We start from the raw sequence: 16049 nt of genomic DNA on the forward strand, positions 1-16049 counted from the left end.
GACGGTCGGCTGCGGTCCGGGGAGGGATGAAGGCTTCACCGGACGGGCTCCCCGACAGGCCGGTCCGCCAGTTCGGCGCGGGCGATGACCACGCCTCCGCACTCGGTACGGCAGATCAGTTCCAGGGCCCGGTACTGCTCCCAGCCGGGCAGCGCGTTCCGCACCAGGGGCACGACCTCGCGGAGGAACCGGGCGGCGGGGTATTCCTGTTCCTCGGTGTGTTCCGGGCGGTCCGCCGGTTTGGCCACGATGTCCTCGACGGCGTTCTCGCGCACCACCTTGGCGTACTGCGACCAGCGCGCGGGGGGCACGGCGCCGCGTTCGTGCATCAGGTGGAACAGGCGCTGGGGCTCGGCCCCGTCGTCCGCCGGGCGGACCCAGATGTCTTCCATGTACTCCTGGTCGACCCAGGCGCGCTGCCAGGCGCGGTGGCGGCCGCGCGCGGCCCGCAGCGCACGGGCGCGCAGTTCGGAGCGGCCGGGCAGCACGATCCGGTCGGCGCCCCGCGTTCCGTTGGAGTACATCGGCACACTGGTGAAAGGCCACTGCTCGGACTCGGACAGCAGGACGTACACCAGGGCCGCGACGACGAGGCAGCCGACGGCCGTGAGCACCACCGCTCCGGCTCCGCCGTCCGGGAAGACAGGACGGGCGGTCTCCTCGCCGGTGACGAGGGACGTGAGCCACGGCCAGTCGAGGAGCAGCAGGTAACACCACATCTGCACCCAGTAGGCGGGCATCATCATGCACAGGATGCCGACGTGCAGGCAGACCCAGCTCAGGATCAGTGGCATCCGCGCCTCGCTGCTGAACACGGCGACGACGGCGCCCAGTTCGATGACGAGCGTGCCCCAGGCGGCGAGCCTGCACAGGACCGGGCTGTCCAGCATCAGGCGGGAGAGCCACGGCACGCGGGCGACGGGCGCCGACTGCTCCAGATAGAAGCGGAGCGCGGTGCCGTCCCGCCAGCCGGACCAGCCGTAGCGGATCTTGGCCACGCCGCCGGCGAACATGGTGTACGCGAGGCAGACCAGCAGCAGCGCCGGGGCGAAACCCGAAGTGAGGACGGAGTTCTCCGGCACCAGCAGGGGCCAGGCGGTGTGCTGGGCGAGCAGGCCGTCGAGGGAGAAGTCGTACGAGACGGAGAAGCTCATGCACAGCAGCGCGTAGAGCGCCGAGTGTGTGGAGTGGTTGGCGCCCAGCGCACCGGCGTTGACCGCGTGGAGGAAGGCGAACCCCAGGAACGTCAGCGCGCCGGTGGCCGGCTGGAGGAGTCCGGCCGCGGCGGCGGCCCACACCACCACCGTGAGCCGGGTGACGAGGGTGAGCAGCCCGGGGCCGACCTGCTGGACGCCGAGCAGGCGCAGCACGCCGACCGGCGTGTAGAACGCCGGCTGGGTCGTGCCGACGACCTGCGCGGTGGCGAGCGGCGACGGCCGGTCGACGAGACAGATGACCAGGAGGCCCGCGTAGAAGACGGCTCGCAGGACACCTGGAATCGGTGGCATTTCGTTGAGCCACCAGTGCGTGATCATGTTGATGGTCCACCTCAGGAGAATTCCGGCTGGTCGGTCGGCGCGGCCGTTCGGCCGCGAGGCGCCGTCACCAGCGGTGCGTCTCCGCGAAGAAGCCGGGGATCTCCACCGCGGTGCCCGCCTCCTGCGCGCGGCCGAGGACGTGGGCACCGACCGCGAGGTCGAGCACACCCAGCCCGAACGGGGAGAAGACCACGGGCACGTCGGTGGGCGGCTTCACCTCGCCGTTCAGCACGGCGGCCAGCGTGCCGGTGACGAAATCCCGTCCACCGGTGGCCTGTTCGGCGAGGTGAGGCGAGGTGTTGGCCTTCATGCAGTGCTCGACGTCGTCGAAGATGTTGGCCGCCTGGGTGATGACCTCGGGGGCGAGGTCACGCAGCGAGATGTTGAGCACGAGCTGGCCCGGCTTGAAGGGGGTGTGCACGTACGGGGTGGCCACGGTGGTCGCGAACACCACGGTGTCGGCCGTCAGCGCGGCATCCAGGCCGGCCACGAACTCGGCCGGCACCCCCAGGTTCTCCCGGATGTGCTGCACCAGTGCGTGCCCGGACGCCGGGTCCAGGTCGTGCACCAGGTATGTGTCGGGGCGGATGCCTGCGGCATGTACGTAGTCGCAGATGTTGCGCGCGATGATGCCCGCGCCGACCACGGAGAGCGTGCTGCCCGCGTACCCGCCCGGGCGCAGCGCCGTGGCGGCGACGGCGGCGGAAGCGGCGGTGCGGGCCGAGCTGATGGTCGCGGCCTCCAGGCAGGCCGTCGGGTAGCCGGTCTCGTAGTCGTTGAGGACGAGCACCGCGGAGGCCCGGGGCCGCCCCGCGGCGGTGTTGGCCGGGAAACTGGATATCCACTTGATGCCGGCGCGCTGCACGTCCGCTCCCAGGAAGGCGGGCAGGGCGATGATGCGGGCGTCGGGCTTGTCGGGGAACCGCAGGAAATAGCTGTCCGGGTTGACGGAGTCTCCGGCTTCATGGTGCACGTAGGTGCGGCGTACCAGGTCGATGACGGCGGGGCGGTCCGCGTCCAGTACGTCGCGTACGGCCGGCCCCGGAACAACGGTGAATTCGAACATGATGCGTGTCCTTCCTTGATGCGGTCGGGTGTCCCGTCGTTCAGCCGAGGTCCGGCGCGCCCGCCCCGCTCCGTACGAGTTCCACCGGGCCGATGGGATGCAGGGGTTGCAGCGGGCGCAGGGCCTCGGGGCCGAAGTGGTCCAGCACCCAGCGGTCGTCGTAGACGGTGGTGAGATAGCGGTCGCCCATGTCGGGGGAGATGCACACCGAGTTGAGCGTCCGGCCCGGGTCGTACCGATCCAGCCATTGGAGCGCGCCCGCGACCACCGTGCCGGTCGAGCCGCCGAAGAGCATGCCGTGCGAGGCGAGTGTGCGGCAGAGCCGCACGGCGTCCAGTTCACCGACCTGGACGAGATGGTCGAAGGCTTCCGGGGTGAACAGCGGCGGCGGCACACTCGCACCGAGCCCCGGGATCAGCCGGGGGGCGGGGTCCCGCCCGAAGGTGACCGATCCGGCGGCGTCCACGGCCACCAGCCGGGCGTGGCTGCCGCTGTCGCGGAAGTAGCGCGCGCAGCCCATCGCGGTCCCGCCGGTGCCCACCCCCACGAACAGCACGTCCACGTCGGGCAGGTGCTTCAGGATGGCGGGCGCCGTGGACTCGTAGTGCGCACCCCAGTTGGCGGGGTTGGTGTACTGGTTCAGCCATAAGTACCGGTCGTCCTCGGCGCACAGCGCACGGACCCGGTCCAGCCGGGCCTTGAGATAGCCGCCCTCGGGGTCGGGCGTCTCGACCACCACCAGCTCGGCGCCCAGGGCCCGCATGGTGGCGGCCGTGGCCGCGTTGCACCGTGCGTCGGTGACGCAGGTGAAGCGCAGCCCCTTGCCGGCCGCGATCACGCTCAGCGCGACGCCCAGATTGCCCGAGGAGGACTCGACGAGCACGGAGTCCTCGCGGAGGAGGCGGCTGCGCTCGGCCGCGGCGACCATCGAGGCGGCCGCCCGCACCTTGATCGAGCCGCCGAGGTTCAGGCCTTCGCACTTCATCTGGAGCGCGTGCCCGAGGTAGGGGGACAGGTCGATGAACATGTCCGGGTCGGACAGTTCCTGCAGGGCGGATGTCGGTCTCACAACGCGGCCTCCTTCTCTGCTCCGTTGACTGACGTGACCTCATGGGTGCCGGCCCGTAGGGTCACCACGGTGTCGGCTGCCTTCAGCAGGTCCGGATTGTGCGAGACGACGACCCACGCGCCGGGCCACTGCCTGGGCAGGGTCTGCCAGATGGACCTGGCCGTCGCGCCGTCCAGGGACGAGTCGCAGTCGTCGACGACGTAGAGCTCGGCCGGACGGCAGAGCATGCGGGCCAGCGCCAGGCGCTGCCGCTGGCCGCCGGACAGCCGGCTGGCCGCACCCGAATCGAGCCGGGTGCCGAGCCCGTCGGGCAGTTCGGGCGAGCCGGGCCGCAGATGCACGGCGTTCATCACCCGCTCCAGGTGCTCGGTGCGCACTTCCGTGGCGCCGAGCAGCAGGTTCTCCTGGACGGTTCCCCGGAGGAACAGGGACCGCTGCCGGGCGTGTCCCACGCGGGGCGCGCTCAGCCAGTCCTGGTTCCCGGTCACATCGACGCCGTTCCAGCACACCTGGCCGTGCACCCCGGGCTGGAGCGCCAGCAGGCTGCGGACGAACGTGCTCTTGCCGGAGCCGATGTCGCCCGTGACGGCGACGAGCTGACCGGGGCGCACCCGGAAGCTGACCGGCTCGGGCGCGGTCACGCCCGCCGGGGTGGCGCAACTCAGCGCGGTCACGGTCAGCTCGCGCAGGGGGCCCGCGGCGGGGCCGCTGTCCCGGGTGGTCAACGGCTCGTCAGGAGGCGCGAGTTCGCCAAGCCGGGCGTAGGAGACCTTGCCGCTCTGGTAGCGGGCCAGGATCTTGCCGAAGAAGTACATCTGCTGGCCCAGCCAGCCGGTGTACGTCACGAACAGCGCCAGCTTGCCCACGGAGAAGTCGCCGTTGGAGACGCGGACGCTGACGGTGAGCAGCACCACCGCCGTGCCCACCATGACCAGGTTGCGGAACAGGTCCGACAGCAGGTCGAGGTAGACCTGATGGCGCAGCTGCACCCCGCGCCGCCAGGCGAACCGCCGCTCCAGACCGTGGAGCCGCCCCTCGATCGCGCCGGACAGCCGCAGGTCGCGGATGCCGGTCAGGGTGTCGGCGACCTCCGAGCCGATGACCCCCTGCCGCACGCGCGTCTCCGCCTGGAGCAGGGCGACGCGGTTCTTCAGGGCGACGGACGCCCACAGGCCGAGCAGCAGCAACAGCAGCGGGATCGTCATCGTGAGGTCGGTGACGGCCAGCACGACGACGGCGACGACGAGGAGGACCGAACGGTAGACCAGGTCGGTGGTCCACTCCAGCAGACCGCCGATCTCGTCACTGTCGTCCCGCAGCCGGTTGAGGATCTCTCCGTTGCCGCGTACGGCGGCGCGCGACCCGGGCCGCCGCAGCAGCCGGCCCAGCGCCGTCACCTTGATCCAGGCACTGGTACGGAAGATCAGGACGAACGTCAGTTGCAGACCGCCCCACAAGGCCGCGGCGCGCAGCACCATCAGCGCGACGGCGGCGGCCAGCAGCCACCACACGCCGCTGCCCTCCAGCGGTCCGGCCGCGCTGTCCAGCATGGCCGAGGTGACCGCGCCCATCAGCAGCGGAATACCGTAGATCGCACTCCAGGTCGCCATGGCGGTGAAGTACAGCGCCCGCAGCCTGCTCCCGCAGTGGTGCAGGAAACGGCTGAACGCCACGGTCTCGAACCGGGCTTCCTGTCCGGTGGTCACCGCTTCCCCCCTCGCGTGAGAGCGCCGGAACGTCCGGCGCCGTCGACCGTGACGCCGGCCTCGGTGATCTCCTTGACCCGGCCGCTCTCCATCGTCATGATCCGGTCCACGCCGCGCAGGGTGCCGGTCCGGTGCTCGACCATGACGACCGTGCGGTCCCGCATGACCGTGTCCAGCATGTCCGCCCAGGCCTTCTCGGTCTCCGGGTCGAAGTGGGACGCCGCCTCGTCCACGATCAGCAGGCTGTACGGGCGGGTCAGCGCGCGGGCGCCCGCCAGAACCTGCATCTCGCCGTCCGAGAGCTCTCGCGCCCCGGCGCCGACCCGGGTCTCCAGCCCCTCGGGCAGGGCACGCACCCGGTCGGCGGCGTTGAGCTGCTCCAGCACCTCCCAGACACGCTCGGCAGGCACCGCATCGTCGAAGAGGGTGATGTTCTCCCGGACCGTGGCGGAGAAGACGTGCGCGCGCTGGCTGAGCACCGTGACGCGTTCGGCGAACTGGGCGGGCGTGAGACGGCCGGCCTCGACACCGCCGATGAGGACCCGGCCCGCACCGGGCTCGGCCAGCGCGCAGAGCAGGTTGACGACCGTGCTCTTGCCCGCGCCGGTGGGGCCGACGATGCCGAGACTGCTGCCGGGCGCGACCGTGAAGGACACCTCGCTCAGCACCTGGGTGTCGCCGTAACCGAAGCAGACGCCCTCGAAAGCGACCTCCAGCGGCCCCTCCGGAAGCGACACCTGCCCGTCCGGCGGCGTGGACTTCGCCCGTCCCTCAGGGCCGAGTCTGCGCGCGGACGTCTTGAGTACCGCCATCATCTGCTGCAACTGGCCGAGCTGGGATGACATCTCCTCCAGCGGGCGCTGCAGAAGATCGACGTAGAGATAGATCATGGTGAGCGTGCCGATGGTGATGGCACCCGCCTGCAACTGCTGGAGGCCGAACCCGAAACCGAGGCCGAAGGCGACCGCGAAGCACAACTGGGTCAACGGCCAGAAAGCGCGGCCGCTGATGTAGGCGCGGCCCTCGGTGCGCAGCAGCGCTTCGAGATCGGTACGGGTCCGCTCGGTGGCCCAGTCCGACTCGCGCGCGAGCAGCAGGTCGTCCCGGGCGCTGAGGGAGTCACCGACGAAGCCGAAGAGATCCGCCTGCTGCTCCCGCGCGGCCTGCCAGCGGCGTATCGACCGCCGGGTCAGCCGGGTGAGCACGAAGCACACGGCGACGACCAGCACCGAGATGGCGAGGCCGGCGGCCGGCACGGCCACGGACAGCGCGGCGACGGTGCCGACCGCGAGCGCGATGTTGCTGAGCATGCGGAAACCGGATTCGGCGACGGCCTTGCCGACGATGTTGGCGTTGCCCTCGACCTGTTCCAGGATCTCGCCGACCGGCCGGCTCTCCACGTCCAGCACGGGCTGCTCGACCGCCGCGTGGCGCAGCAGCCGGACGCGCAGGCTGTCGGCGATGCGCCAGCCCGCCTGGACCGCCAGGTAACTGGCCCAGATCCGGGCCGCTCCGGCGACGAGCGCGGCGGCCAGATAGCCGAGGGCCGCGGTGACCAGCACGGACTGGGCGCTGCCCGCGGTCGCCTGGTTCACGAAGTACTGGACCAGCCAGGGGCCGGCCAGGGTGGCGAGGACGCTGACCATGAGGACGGACAGGGCGCCCGCCGCGATCAGCCGGACGGGCCGTGACTCGCCCCACAGCAGGCGCAGGGACGAGGCGCGCGGCTCAGGCATATGAGGGTGCTCCTGACCAACGGGGTGGCATGGTCTGTCTCCTGGGATCAAGCGGTGTCGGGGCGATTCCCCGCGGGCAGGTCCGGCCCGGACGCATCGGTGGCGCCGGCGGTCAGAGCGGTACCGCGGCGGCGTGTCCGCCGACCAGACGGCTTCGCAGCAGAGCCGTCACCGCGGACTGCTGCGGCGGCGACGAGAGGTAGAAGTGGCCGCCCGGGAAGACCCGGAGCTCGTGCGGGCCCGTGGTGTGGCCGGCCCAGGCGGCGGCCTGTTCCAGGCTGACCCGGGCGTCGTCGTCCCCGGTCAGGGCCACCACGGGGCAGGTCAGCCGCGGACGGGGCCGGTAGCGGTAGTTCGCCACCGCCCGGTAGTCCGCGCGGACGGCGGGCAGGATCAGCCGCAGCATGTCCGGATCGGAGAGCAGCTCGTCCTCGGTGCCGTCCATCGCGCGCAACTCGGCGACCACGGCGTCGTCGTCCAGCGTGTGCAGCGGCACGATGGCGTCGGGGCAGCCGGCCGCGCGCCGCCCGGAGACGAACAGCGCCTGCACCGGAGTGCCCCGGTCCTGGAGTTCACTCGCGGCCTCGTAGGCGATCAGGGCGCCCATGCTGTGTCCGAACAGCGCCAGCGGGAGGCCGTCCGCGCCGGCGGTGGCTGACGTCAGCGCGGCGACAACCTGGCCGGCCAGCTCCGCGATGTCGGTCAGGGGCGGTTCGTGGTGCCGTTCGAGGCGGCCGGGATACTGCACGGCCAGCACGTCGAGGTCTCCGGCGAGGGCCTGGGAGAAGGGGAAGAAGAAGCCGGCCGAGCCGCCCGCGTGGGGCAGGCAGACGAGGCGGGCGGCGGGGCGGCGCGGCGGGGCGTGGAATCGCCGGAGCCAGCGTTCGACGGCCTCCGGGGCGGGGAAGGAGCTCATGGGGGGACCTTTCAGGAACGCGTGGGGGACGGCCGCTCGGCGAGGACCGCGATCCGGTTCAGCGCTGTACGCAGCGCTTCCACGAGACGCCGGACGCTGCTCTCCGCGACGCCGTCCGCCCGCCACGCGACCACCAGCCGCCACGATCCGCCGGGTTCCGGAACGGCTTCCAGCATCAGCTCGACGGCGGTACGCGGCGGCCGCACCCGCACCGGTTCCACCGTCACCTCGTCGCTCAGGCGGCCGCTCGGCGGCTCGGCCTGGAGGACGGCGAACGCCTGGAACCAAGGGTGCCGGCTGCGGTCCGGGCCCAGCTCGCGCACCACCTCGTCGAAAGGCGTACGGGTGTGGGCGAGGGCGGCCACGATTCCCTCCGCCGTCCGGCCCACCAGCGCGGCGATGTCCTCGCTCCCGGCGTCACGGACACGGATGCCGAAGGGATTGACGAAGTAGCCGAGCACCGTCTCCAGGGCGGGGTCGAAGCGGCCCGCCGTGACCGAGCCGAGAGTGCAGGACCCGGTCCCGAAGGTTTCGGCGACGGCCTGTGCGGCTCCGGCGGCCAGCGCGGTGACGGCCGGGCCGCCGTACCGGGCCGCCACCCGCACCAGGCGGTCCACCGTCCCGGCGTCCACCGGCAGCACGGCCTCCAGCCGCCGGGCCTCTCCGGAACCCGTGGGGGCGGGCAGGAAGGGGGGCGGGGCCGGGCACAACTCGCGCTCCCAGAAGGGGATGTCGTCCTTGGCCCACTCGGCGAGCCGGGTCTTCTCCCAGGCGCTGTAGCTGCCGTACGGGAGCCGCTCCCCGGGCTGCTCCGCCGGCCGTCCGGCCAGCCGGGCCCGGTACGCGGCTTGCAGATCCGCCACCAGCACGGATTCCGACCAGCCGTCGAAAGCGATGTGGTGCACCTGGACACAGAGCAGATGCCGGTCCGCTTCCAGCCGGCACAGCCGGACGCGCAGCGGCACTTCGGTCTCCAGAGCGAACGGCCGGTCCCACCAGTCGGCGGTCACCGCCTCCGCCAATTCCTGGAGCCCGGCCCCGGCCGCGTCGGCGGGGGCCTCGGTCAGCTCCATGTCGATGCCCGCCTCGTCGGGTGGCAGCACCCGTTGCACAGGAGCATCTCCAACCCAGGGATACATGGTGCGCAGCGCCGGATGCAGGCGGACGGTGTCCTGAAGGGCCTCGGCCAGTGCTTCCGTCTTGAGGGGACCCGACAGCGCGTAAGCCAGCACGATCAGGTTGTCGGCAGTACCCGGAGCGCTCATCTCGCCCAGCCAGAAACGCAGTTGGGCGTGCGAGAGCGGTGCGTCGCTCTCCTCCTGCCCGGTGGGCTGCGGAAGCACGTCGGCGGCCACGGTGGTGGCTGCCGAGCAGTGGGCGCGGATGTCCTCCACCGTGCGCAGCCGGTAGACGTCCGAGGCCGTCAGCCTGGCGTCCAGACGGCGGCCGAGCCGGGCCGCCAGCCGGATGACGTCGAGGGAGTTCGCCCCGGCGAGTACGAGATCGTCCCGTATGCCGAGTGCGGCCAGCCCGAGCAGGCCGCGCACCTCGGCAAGGAGCGGGTCTGTCTGCGGGCCCGCCTCCGGGCCCTTCTCCCGCGGAGGGCGCTCCGGTGCCGGGTGCAGGCCGGGCACCTCCCGCACCGAACGCTCCACCGCCTTACGGTCCGTCTTCCCGGTACCCGTCAGCGGAAGGCGGTCGACGTGGTGGAACACCGTCGGCACCATGGCGTCCAACAGATGCTCGCCGGCGAAGGCACGTAACTCCGCCGCGTCCCGTGGCCGCCCGTCACCGGTGGCGTACGCCGCGACCAGTTCCCTGCGGCCGGGGACGGCTTCCACGGGCAGGACACAGGCCGCCGTGACGTCCGGGTGCGCCTCCAGTACGGACTCGACCTCGCCCGCCTCGATCCGTATCCCGCGGATCTTGAACTGGTGGTCGATCCGGCCCCGGTACCGCAGCAGGCCCGCCGCGTCGCGTACGACCATGTCGCCGGAACGGTAGTAGCGGTTGCCGCCGGCGCTGAAGAAGCGGCGCTCGGTCTCCTCGGGGTTGTTCGCGTACCCCAGTGCCACGCCGTCGCCGCCGATCGCCAGTTCCCCCTCACCCGGCCCGCCGTCGGGAACGGCCCGGCCGTCGGGGCCCAGCAGCATGACCGGGGTGCGCGGCAGCGGGGTGCCGATGGGGATCTCGGTGCTGTCCTCGGCCACGTCCGCGGGGCGGATGACGTGGTGGGTGGCGAAGATGGTCGCTTCGGCAGGCCCGTAGCCGTTGACCATGTGCAGCTCCGGGAACCGGCGCAGCACGCGCCGGGCGCCGGCGACGGAGACCCGCTCGCCGCCCACCAGCAGCAGCCGCAACGCGCCGAAGAGATCCAGCCGTTCCTCGGCCAGCACGCTGAACAGCGAACTGGTCAGCCACAGACTGTTGACCCCAAGCCCTATGACGTGTTCAAGCTGCTCGGCGTCCAGCGCCGCCGACCCCGCATCCAGCAGGACACTGCGGCCCCCGTTGAGGAGAGGGGCCCACAGCTCCAGCGACATACCGTCCCAGGGGAGGGGCGCCGCCTGGAGGAAGACCGTGCCGCTGTCCAGCGGTACGGCGGGGCAGTCGACCAGGGTGCGCAGCGTGCCGCGGTGCGGGGAGAGGACGCCCTTGGGCTTCCCCGTGGAGCCCGAGGTGTAGAAGATGCTGGCGGTACGGGTGCCGTCGGCCTCCGGCGGGGGCGCGGCGGCCGGATCGCCGGTGAGCAGCGCCTCGAAGGGCGTCACGGGGATCTCTCCGTCCACCCCGGGAACGGGATCGTCGGTGATGAACAGATCCGGACCGGTTCCCCGCAGACTGTCCAGGACACGGGCGTGCGGCCACTCCGGATCGGTGGCGGCATAGGCCGCGCCGGCCCGCAGCACACCCAGCAGGGCGACCACCAGCTCGGGAGAACGCTCCATGCGCACGGCGACCCGCCCGCCGGCCCTGACGCCCCGCCCGTGCAGAGCGGCGGCCACGCGATCCGCCCGCCGTACCAACTCGCCGTAGGTGAGCAGCCGGTCCCCCTGCTGCACCGCGATGTCCGCGGGCCGCAGCCGTGCGTGATGAGCGACCACCTGCTCGATGCGCTCGCCGTGCGCATAGGGATTCGGACCGGTACGTGTACGGGAGGGCGGGGAAGAGGGCATGGGGAGATCACCGTGTTCTGGACGTGGGGGCGGGAAGGCCGGAGCGAGCCACGGGAAGGGGGAACGGAGGGGGACAGCGGCCGATGACGGCCCGTACGGCAGGGGGAGGGTGACGGCAGTGCCTAACGCGTGGCGTCGACAGCCACCGCCAGATCCTTCAGAACGGTGTTGTCCAGCAGCGTGGGGAAGGTCAGCCGCGCGTCCAGCTCCCGATTGATGCGGTGGTGCATGCGGAACGCCAGCAGAGAGTGACCACCCAGGCCGAAGAAGTCCTCGTCCCGGCCGACCTGCTCGACATTCAGCAGCTCTTCCCAGAGCCCGGTCAGGTACCGCTCGGTCTCGCTCCGCGGCTCGGCGTACGCCGTCCCGCCCGCCTGCTGCGCGGCGAGCACCTCGCGCAACGCGTCCACGTCGCGCTTTCCGTTCACGGTGACCGGAATCCCGTCCTGGACGACGAACCGGCTGGGCACCATGAAGTCGGCCAGGTCGCGTTCGGCGCGGGCGCGCAGCTCCTCGACGCCCAGCGCGGCATCGAGGACCACGAAAGCCACCAGCCTGCGGTCGTTGCCCTCGCCGTCGGCGAGCACCACGGCTTCCAGGACCTCCGGGTAGCGGCGCAGCCCGCGTTCGACCTCGCCGGGCTCCACCCGGTAGCCGCGGATCTTCACCTGGTCGTCGGCGCGGCCGACGAAGACCAGGACTCCGTCCGCCCGCTGCCGGGCCAGGTCGCCGGTACGGTACATCCGCAGAACGGCGCCGTCCTCGTCGGGTACGTCGAGGAAGCGCTCCCGGGTGAGGTCGTCCTGGTCCTGGTAGCCGCGGGCCACACCGGGCCCGCCGACGAACAGTTCGCCGGTCTCGCCCGGGGCGACCGGCCGCAGCCCGGCGTCGAGGACCCGGACCGTCGCACCCTCGATCGGGCGGCCGATCGGCACGACGTCGCTCTCGGCGTCCTCCCGGGTCACCAGGTGCGCGGTGCACCCGGTGGTGATCTCCGCGGGGCCGTAGCAGTTGTAGAGACTGCCGGTGAAGCTGCCGCTCAGCAGCGAGCGGCAGGCGGACGGCAGGAGGACGTCACCGCCCGCGCCCAGGACCCGCAAGGGCGCGAAGGCGTCCTGGTCCTCGTGCACGACGTGGTTGACGACCATGGTGGGGACCACCATCGCGGTGATGCCGTACCGCTCCATCTGCTGCCGGAAGCCGGCGGCGAGCAACTCCGGCACCGTCGGCAGGATCACGGTCCGCGCGCCGGCCGCCAAGGTGCTCCACATCTCGAAGTGGAAGGCGTCGAAGGAGACGCTGGAGACCTGCCCGGTCCGGTCCTCCGGCCGGAGCACGGGCATGCCCGGGTTGCCGGCGAAGGAGACGAGGTTGCGGTGCTCCAGGACGATCGCCTTCGGTTCCCCGGACGACCCCGACGTGAACAGCACACTGGCCGCGTGCTGCGGCTCGACGACGGCTTCGGCGCGCCGGCCCTCGAACGCCGACCGGTCGCTGACGGCGACGATCTTGGCGGCGGTCCCGCCGAGCCGGTCCTCCCAGCCGCCCTCGGTGAGCACGACCTTGGCGCCGCTCCTGCCGAGCATCATGTGCCTGCGGGCCTCCGGATAGCGGGTGTCCACCGCCACGTAGACGCCCCCGGCCTTGAGGATCCCGAGCACCGCGACAAGAAGCTGGACGGACCGGTCGACGTACAGGCCGACCCGGTCCTCGGTGCCGACACCGTGACTGCGCAGCAGCGCGCCGACGGCGTCGGATTCCCGGTCCAGCTCCGCGTAGGTGAGCGACCGCCGGTCGTCACTGACGGCGATCCGGCCGGGGTGGAGCCGCACCGAGCGGCTGAAGAGCCCGGTCAGCGTGCCGACGCCTGGGGTGCTTGTCACTGCTTCCTCCCGCACGCTCCGCACGGGCGCTGCCGCACGGTGCTCAACGTTGATGACGGACGCTCGGGCCGCGGCCGAACGCCACGGAGGGGCCGGGAGCCACGGGCACCTCCGGCACACGAACGCGCCGGTGAACCACCCGGCCCCGGCAAAGTTAGTGAGCCGCCGGACGCGCGTCGACGCATTCCGGCGACGGCGAGAGGCCATGGCGGACAGCAGCCAGCCCTGCCGTTCGTCTCGCCATGTGAGACGAACGGCAGGGCTGGTGGGTTGGCGCGGGGGCCGGAGGCCGGGCTGTGCCTGCCCGGGACCGCTGCGGCCGGGACCGCTGCGGCCGGGACCGCTGCGGCCGGGGCGTGGTGTCGGCTGGTGCGGAGGTCAGGAGGTGGGGACGCAGGTGATGACGCTGAGGTCTGCGGGGCACGGGGTGATGGACAGGACGTCGAAACCGGCTTCGGTGGCTTCGCGGCGGATGTCCGCCTCGCTGCGGGAGCGGGTCCGGGGCTCGCCGACCACCATCTTGATGACGTTGCGGAACGCGGCTCCGGAGTCGTGCTCGGCCAGCGGGTCGATGATCAGGAGCTTGGGCGGGGCTCCGGCGGAAGTGCGGGGCGTGGCGGTCATGGCGGTGCGGATGTTGCGCAGGATCTGCACGCTGGTGGTGGTGTTCCAGTCGTGCAGGACGTTCTTGATGAGGTAGAGGTCGCCGCCGGTGGGGACGTCCTGGAGGATGTCGGTGGGCCGGAAGGTGAGGCGGCGGGCGAGGTCGTCCTGCTGGGATTCGGCCAGGGTGTGCTCGGCGCGGTCGCAGGTGTCGGGGCGGTCGGCGCAGATGCCGTTCAGGTGCGGGTGGGCGCTCAGGAGGGCCTGGAGCAGGGTGCCGTTGCCGCCGCCGACGTCGACGACGGTGTGCACGTCGTCGAGGGGAAGGTTGTCGGCCAGCAGGGTGGCGATCGGACGGGTCCAGTCCTGCATGGCGAGGTCGAAGATCCGGGCGGTGTCCGGGTGGCTGTCGAGGTACTCGTAGAGTCCGACGCCGAAGGTGCAAGGCATCACGGACGTGCCGGCGCGTACGGCCTGGGTGAGGCCGCCGGTCGCGGCCTGCCCGTAGAGGCCGCACAGCAGGGTCGCCAGGTGGCGGACCGAATCGGGGTGGTCGCTCCTGAGCGGTTCGGACATCGGGGAGTTGGCGTAGCGGCCGTCCGCGTCGCGGGTGAAGACACCCAGTGCGGTCAGGGCCTGGAGGACGGAGTCGAGGGAGTCGGTGTCCGCCTCGACGGTCTTGGCCAGTTCGTCGGCGGTGGCCGGGCCGTCGGCCAGGGCGTCGGCGATGCCCAGTTCGGCGGCGGTGCCGACGGCCGAGGAGGCCATGGCTCCCATGAGCAGGTTCATCAACGACATTCCGGTTCCCCAATCGGTCATGGCCGTCACGGCAGGTGGCCGATGCCGGGCCGGTGTCCCGGCCGCCCTGCCCCGCCAAGGCCGTCCCGTGGGCCGTCTGGTGCCGTCCCGGCGGTACGAGCGCGGGCGGAGCGGGCGGTGGCGGCCTGTGGCGGGGCGGGGCGGCCGGTGCACGCGGCGCCGCCGTTGCGGGCGGCGGTGATGTTCCGGGCGGTGTACGGGCCAGGCGCGGTGGTGCTGCTGTGCGGGCGCAGTCTGTGCGGCACACGCTAGACGGACCGTCGCTGCGGACGTGCTGTTCAACCTGTGACGGACCTGCCTGGTCCGGGGGCGGCCTGCCTGGTCCGGGGGCGTTCACGCGCGCCTGGTCGGCAGTTGAACGTCCGAGGGGTGCTGCCGTTGTGGCCGGGCCGGCAGCGGCGTCGGGCCGGTGTGCCTTGAGTTTGCGCCGGGGGAGGAAGAGGGTGGGGGTATGAGCGATGAGAAGGTGCCGACCGACGACGGCACGCAGGACGAGCAGGCGGCCATGCGGGCCTCGGACGCGGACCGGGAGCAGGTGGCGGAGATATTGCGGGACGCCGCCGGGGACGGACGCCTGACCTTGGAGGAGGTCGGTGAACGGGTGGAGAGCGCGCTGCGCGCCCGTACGGTCGGCGAACTCGCCCGGCTGACCCGTGATCTGCCCGTATCCCCGGTGCCGGCCGGTTCCGGGGAGCAGCAGCCCGGGCGAGGCCGGGACGTCGTGCAGATCGACCAGCGGTGGGGCACCCTGCACCGCTCCGGTGCCTGGGAGGTCCCGCGCCACCTGGAGGTACGGATGCACGGCGGGGACGTCAAACTCGACCTCACCGAGGCCGAGTTCCGCCACGCCAGGCTGGACCTCGACGTGCAGATCAGCGTCGGCGGGAATCTGGTCCTGGTGGTCCGGCCGGGCATCGTGGTGCACACCGACGACCTGACCGTGAAGGTGGGCGAGGTCAAGTACCGCAATCCCGCCTCCGACGCGCAGGCGCCGGTCGAACACGAGGTGTACGTCACCGGGCTCCTCAAGGGCGGTGACGTGGTGGTCCGCCACCCGCGGCGGACGCTGGGCCGGTGGCTGCGCGGCGAGGACGCCAAGAACGGCGCTGCGGAGAAGAGCTGAAGCAGGATCGCGCAGCAAGACCGGCGCGGGGCGGCGGGGCGGCGGAAAGCCGTCACGCCGCCCCGCGCCGGTATTCATGCCGCGGAGCGGCCGTCGCCACCCCCCAGCCCGGTTCCCTTCCGCGAGGCGTTCTTTCCCGCGGTGGCGGCCGGGCTGTCGGGCTGTCGGTCTGTCGTTGCCGTTGCCGTTGCCGTTGCCGTTGCCGTTGCCGTTCCGGGCCGGGCCGGGTTTTTGCGTGGGTGCTTTTCGTGGGGCGCTCTTCGACGGGGTGGCGGTCGGATGTGAGGGGCTGTCCGTGCCCGGCCGGGCGTCGTGCCGGCGCTGGTGCCGGCACTGATGTCGGTGCTGGTGTGCTGCCTGACGGGGCGTTCAACTGACACGTTGCGACCCCTGTGGGCCCTGGATAGGTTCCTG

The 16049-nt window shown here is 72.0% G+C and carries 10 protein-coding genes; 1 reads left to right on the forward strand and 9 read right to left on the reverse strand.

Annotation, left to right across the window (positions count from 1 at the left end):
* Positions 1–35: 35 nt before the first annotated feature.
* The 9 genes from OEIGOIKO_RS41945 to OEIGOIKO_RS36785 all read right to left on the reverse strand — a co-directional run bounded on the left by OEIGOIKO_RS41945 (position 36) and on the right by OEIGOIKO_RS36785 (position 14512).
* Positions 36–1535 (reverse strand): hypothetical protein, encoded by a 1500-nt coding sequence (locus OEIGOIKO_RS41945; RefSeq protein WP_170251965.1) that lies wholly within the window; start codon positions 1533–1535, stop codon positions 36–38.
* 67 nt (positions 1536–1602) lie between these two features.
* Complete coding sequence (sbnB, locus tag OEIGOIKO_RS36750) at positions 1603–2604, reverse strand: 2,3-diaminopropionate biosynthesis protein SbnB (RefSeq protein WP_125057660.1); 1002 nt, start codon at positions 2602–2604, stop codon at positions 1603–1605.
* Positions 2605–2644: 40 nt separating this feature from the next.
* Positions 2645–3673 carry a 2,3-diaminopropionate biosynthesis protein SbnA gene (gene sbnA, locus OEIGOIKO_RS36755; protein ID WP_125057661.1) on the reverse strand — a complete coding sequence of 343 codons (1029 nt, stop codon included), beginning with the start codon at positions 3671–3673 and terminating at the stop codon, positions 2645–2647.
* Positions 3670–5379, reverse strand: a complete 1710-nt coding sequence (locus OEIGOIKO_RS36760; RefSeq protein ID WP_246177781.1) for an ATP-binding cassette domain-containing protein — start codon at positions 5377–5379, stop codon at positions 3670–3672. Before OEIGOIKO_RS36760 ends, sbnA begins: the two co-directional genes overlap by 4 nt.
* Positions 5376–7115: an ABC transporter ATP-binding protein gene (locus OEIGOIKO_RS36765; RefSeq protein ID WP_125057662.1), complete on the reverse strand. Its 1740-nt coding sequence runs from the start codon at positions 7113–7115 to the stop codon at positions 5376–5378. The genes OEIGOIKO_RS36760 and OEIGOIKO_RS36765 overlap by 4 nt, the downstream gene beginning before the upstream one ends.
* Before the next feature lie 112 nt (positions 7116–7227).
* On the reverse strand, positions 7228–8031 hold the full coding sequence (locus OEIGOIKO_RS36770) for a thioesterase II family protein (protein ID WP_125057663.1): 804 nt from the start codon (positions 8029–8031) through the stop codon (positions 7228–7230).
* A gap of 11 nt (positions 8032–8042) precedes the next feature.
* Positions 8043–11207, reverse strand: coding sequence for a non-ribosomal peptide synthetase (locus OEIGOIKO_RS36775; RefSeq protein ID WP_125057664.1), 3165 nt, complete (start codon positions 11205–11207; stop codon positions 8043–8045).
* A 122-nt stretch (positions 11208–11329) separates the two neighbouring features.
* A complete protein-coding gene (locus OEIGOIKO_RS36780; protein WP_246177782.1) occupies positions 11330–13090 on the reverse strand; it encodes a non-ribosomal peptide synthetase in 1761 nt (586 codons plus the stop codon).
* A 378-nt stretch (positions 13091–13468) separates the two neighbouring features.
* Positions 13469–14512 carry a methyltransferase gene (locus OEIGOIKO_RS36785; protein WP_125057666.1) on the reverse strand — a complete coding sequence of 348 codons (1044 nt, stop codon included), beginning with the start codon at positions 14510–14512 and terminating at the stop codon, positions 13469–13471.
* Between the two features lie 451 nt (positions 14513–14963).
* On the opposite strand from OEIGOIKO_RS36785, the gene OEIGOIKO_RS36790 reads away from it, so the two are divergent.
* The gene (locus tag OEIGOIKO_RS36790; protein WP_125057667.1) at positions 14964–15635 is read left to right on the forward strand and encodes a DUF1707 SHOCT-like domain-containing protein; all 672 of its coding nucleotides are present in this window, start codon (positions 14964–14966) and stop codon (positions 15633–15635) included.
* Positions 15636–16049 lie beyond the last annotated feature (414 nt).

This window comes from Streptomyces paromomycinus (assembly GCF_003865155.1).
In the GTDB taxonomy this organism is placed as follows: Bacteria; Actinomycetota; Actinomycetes; order Streptomycetales; family Streptomycetaceae; genus Streptomyces; species Streptomyces chrestomyceticus.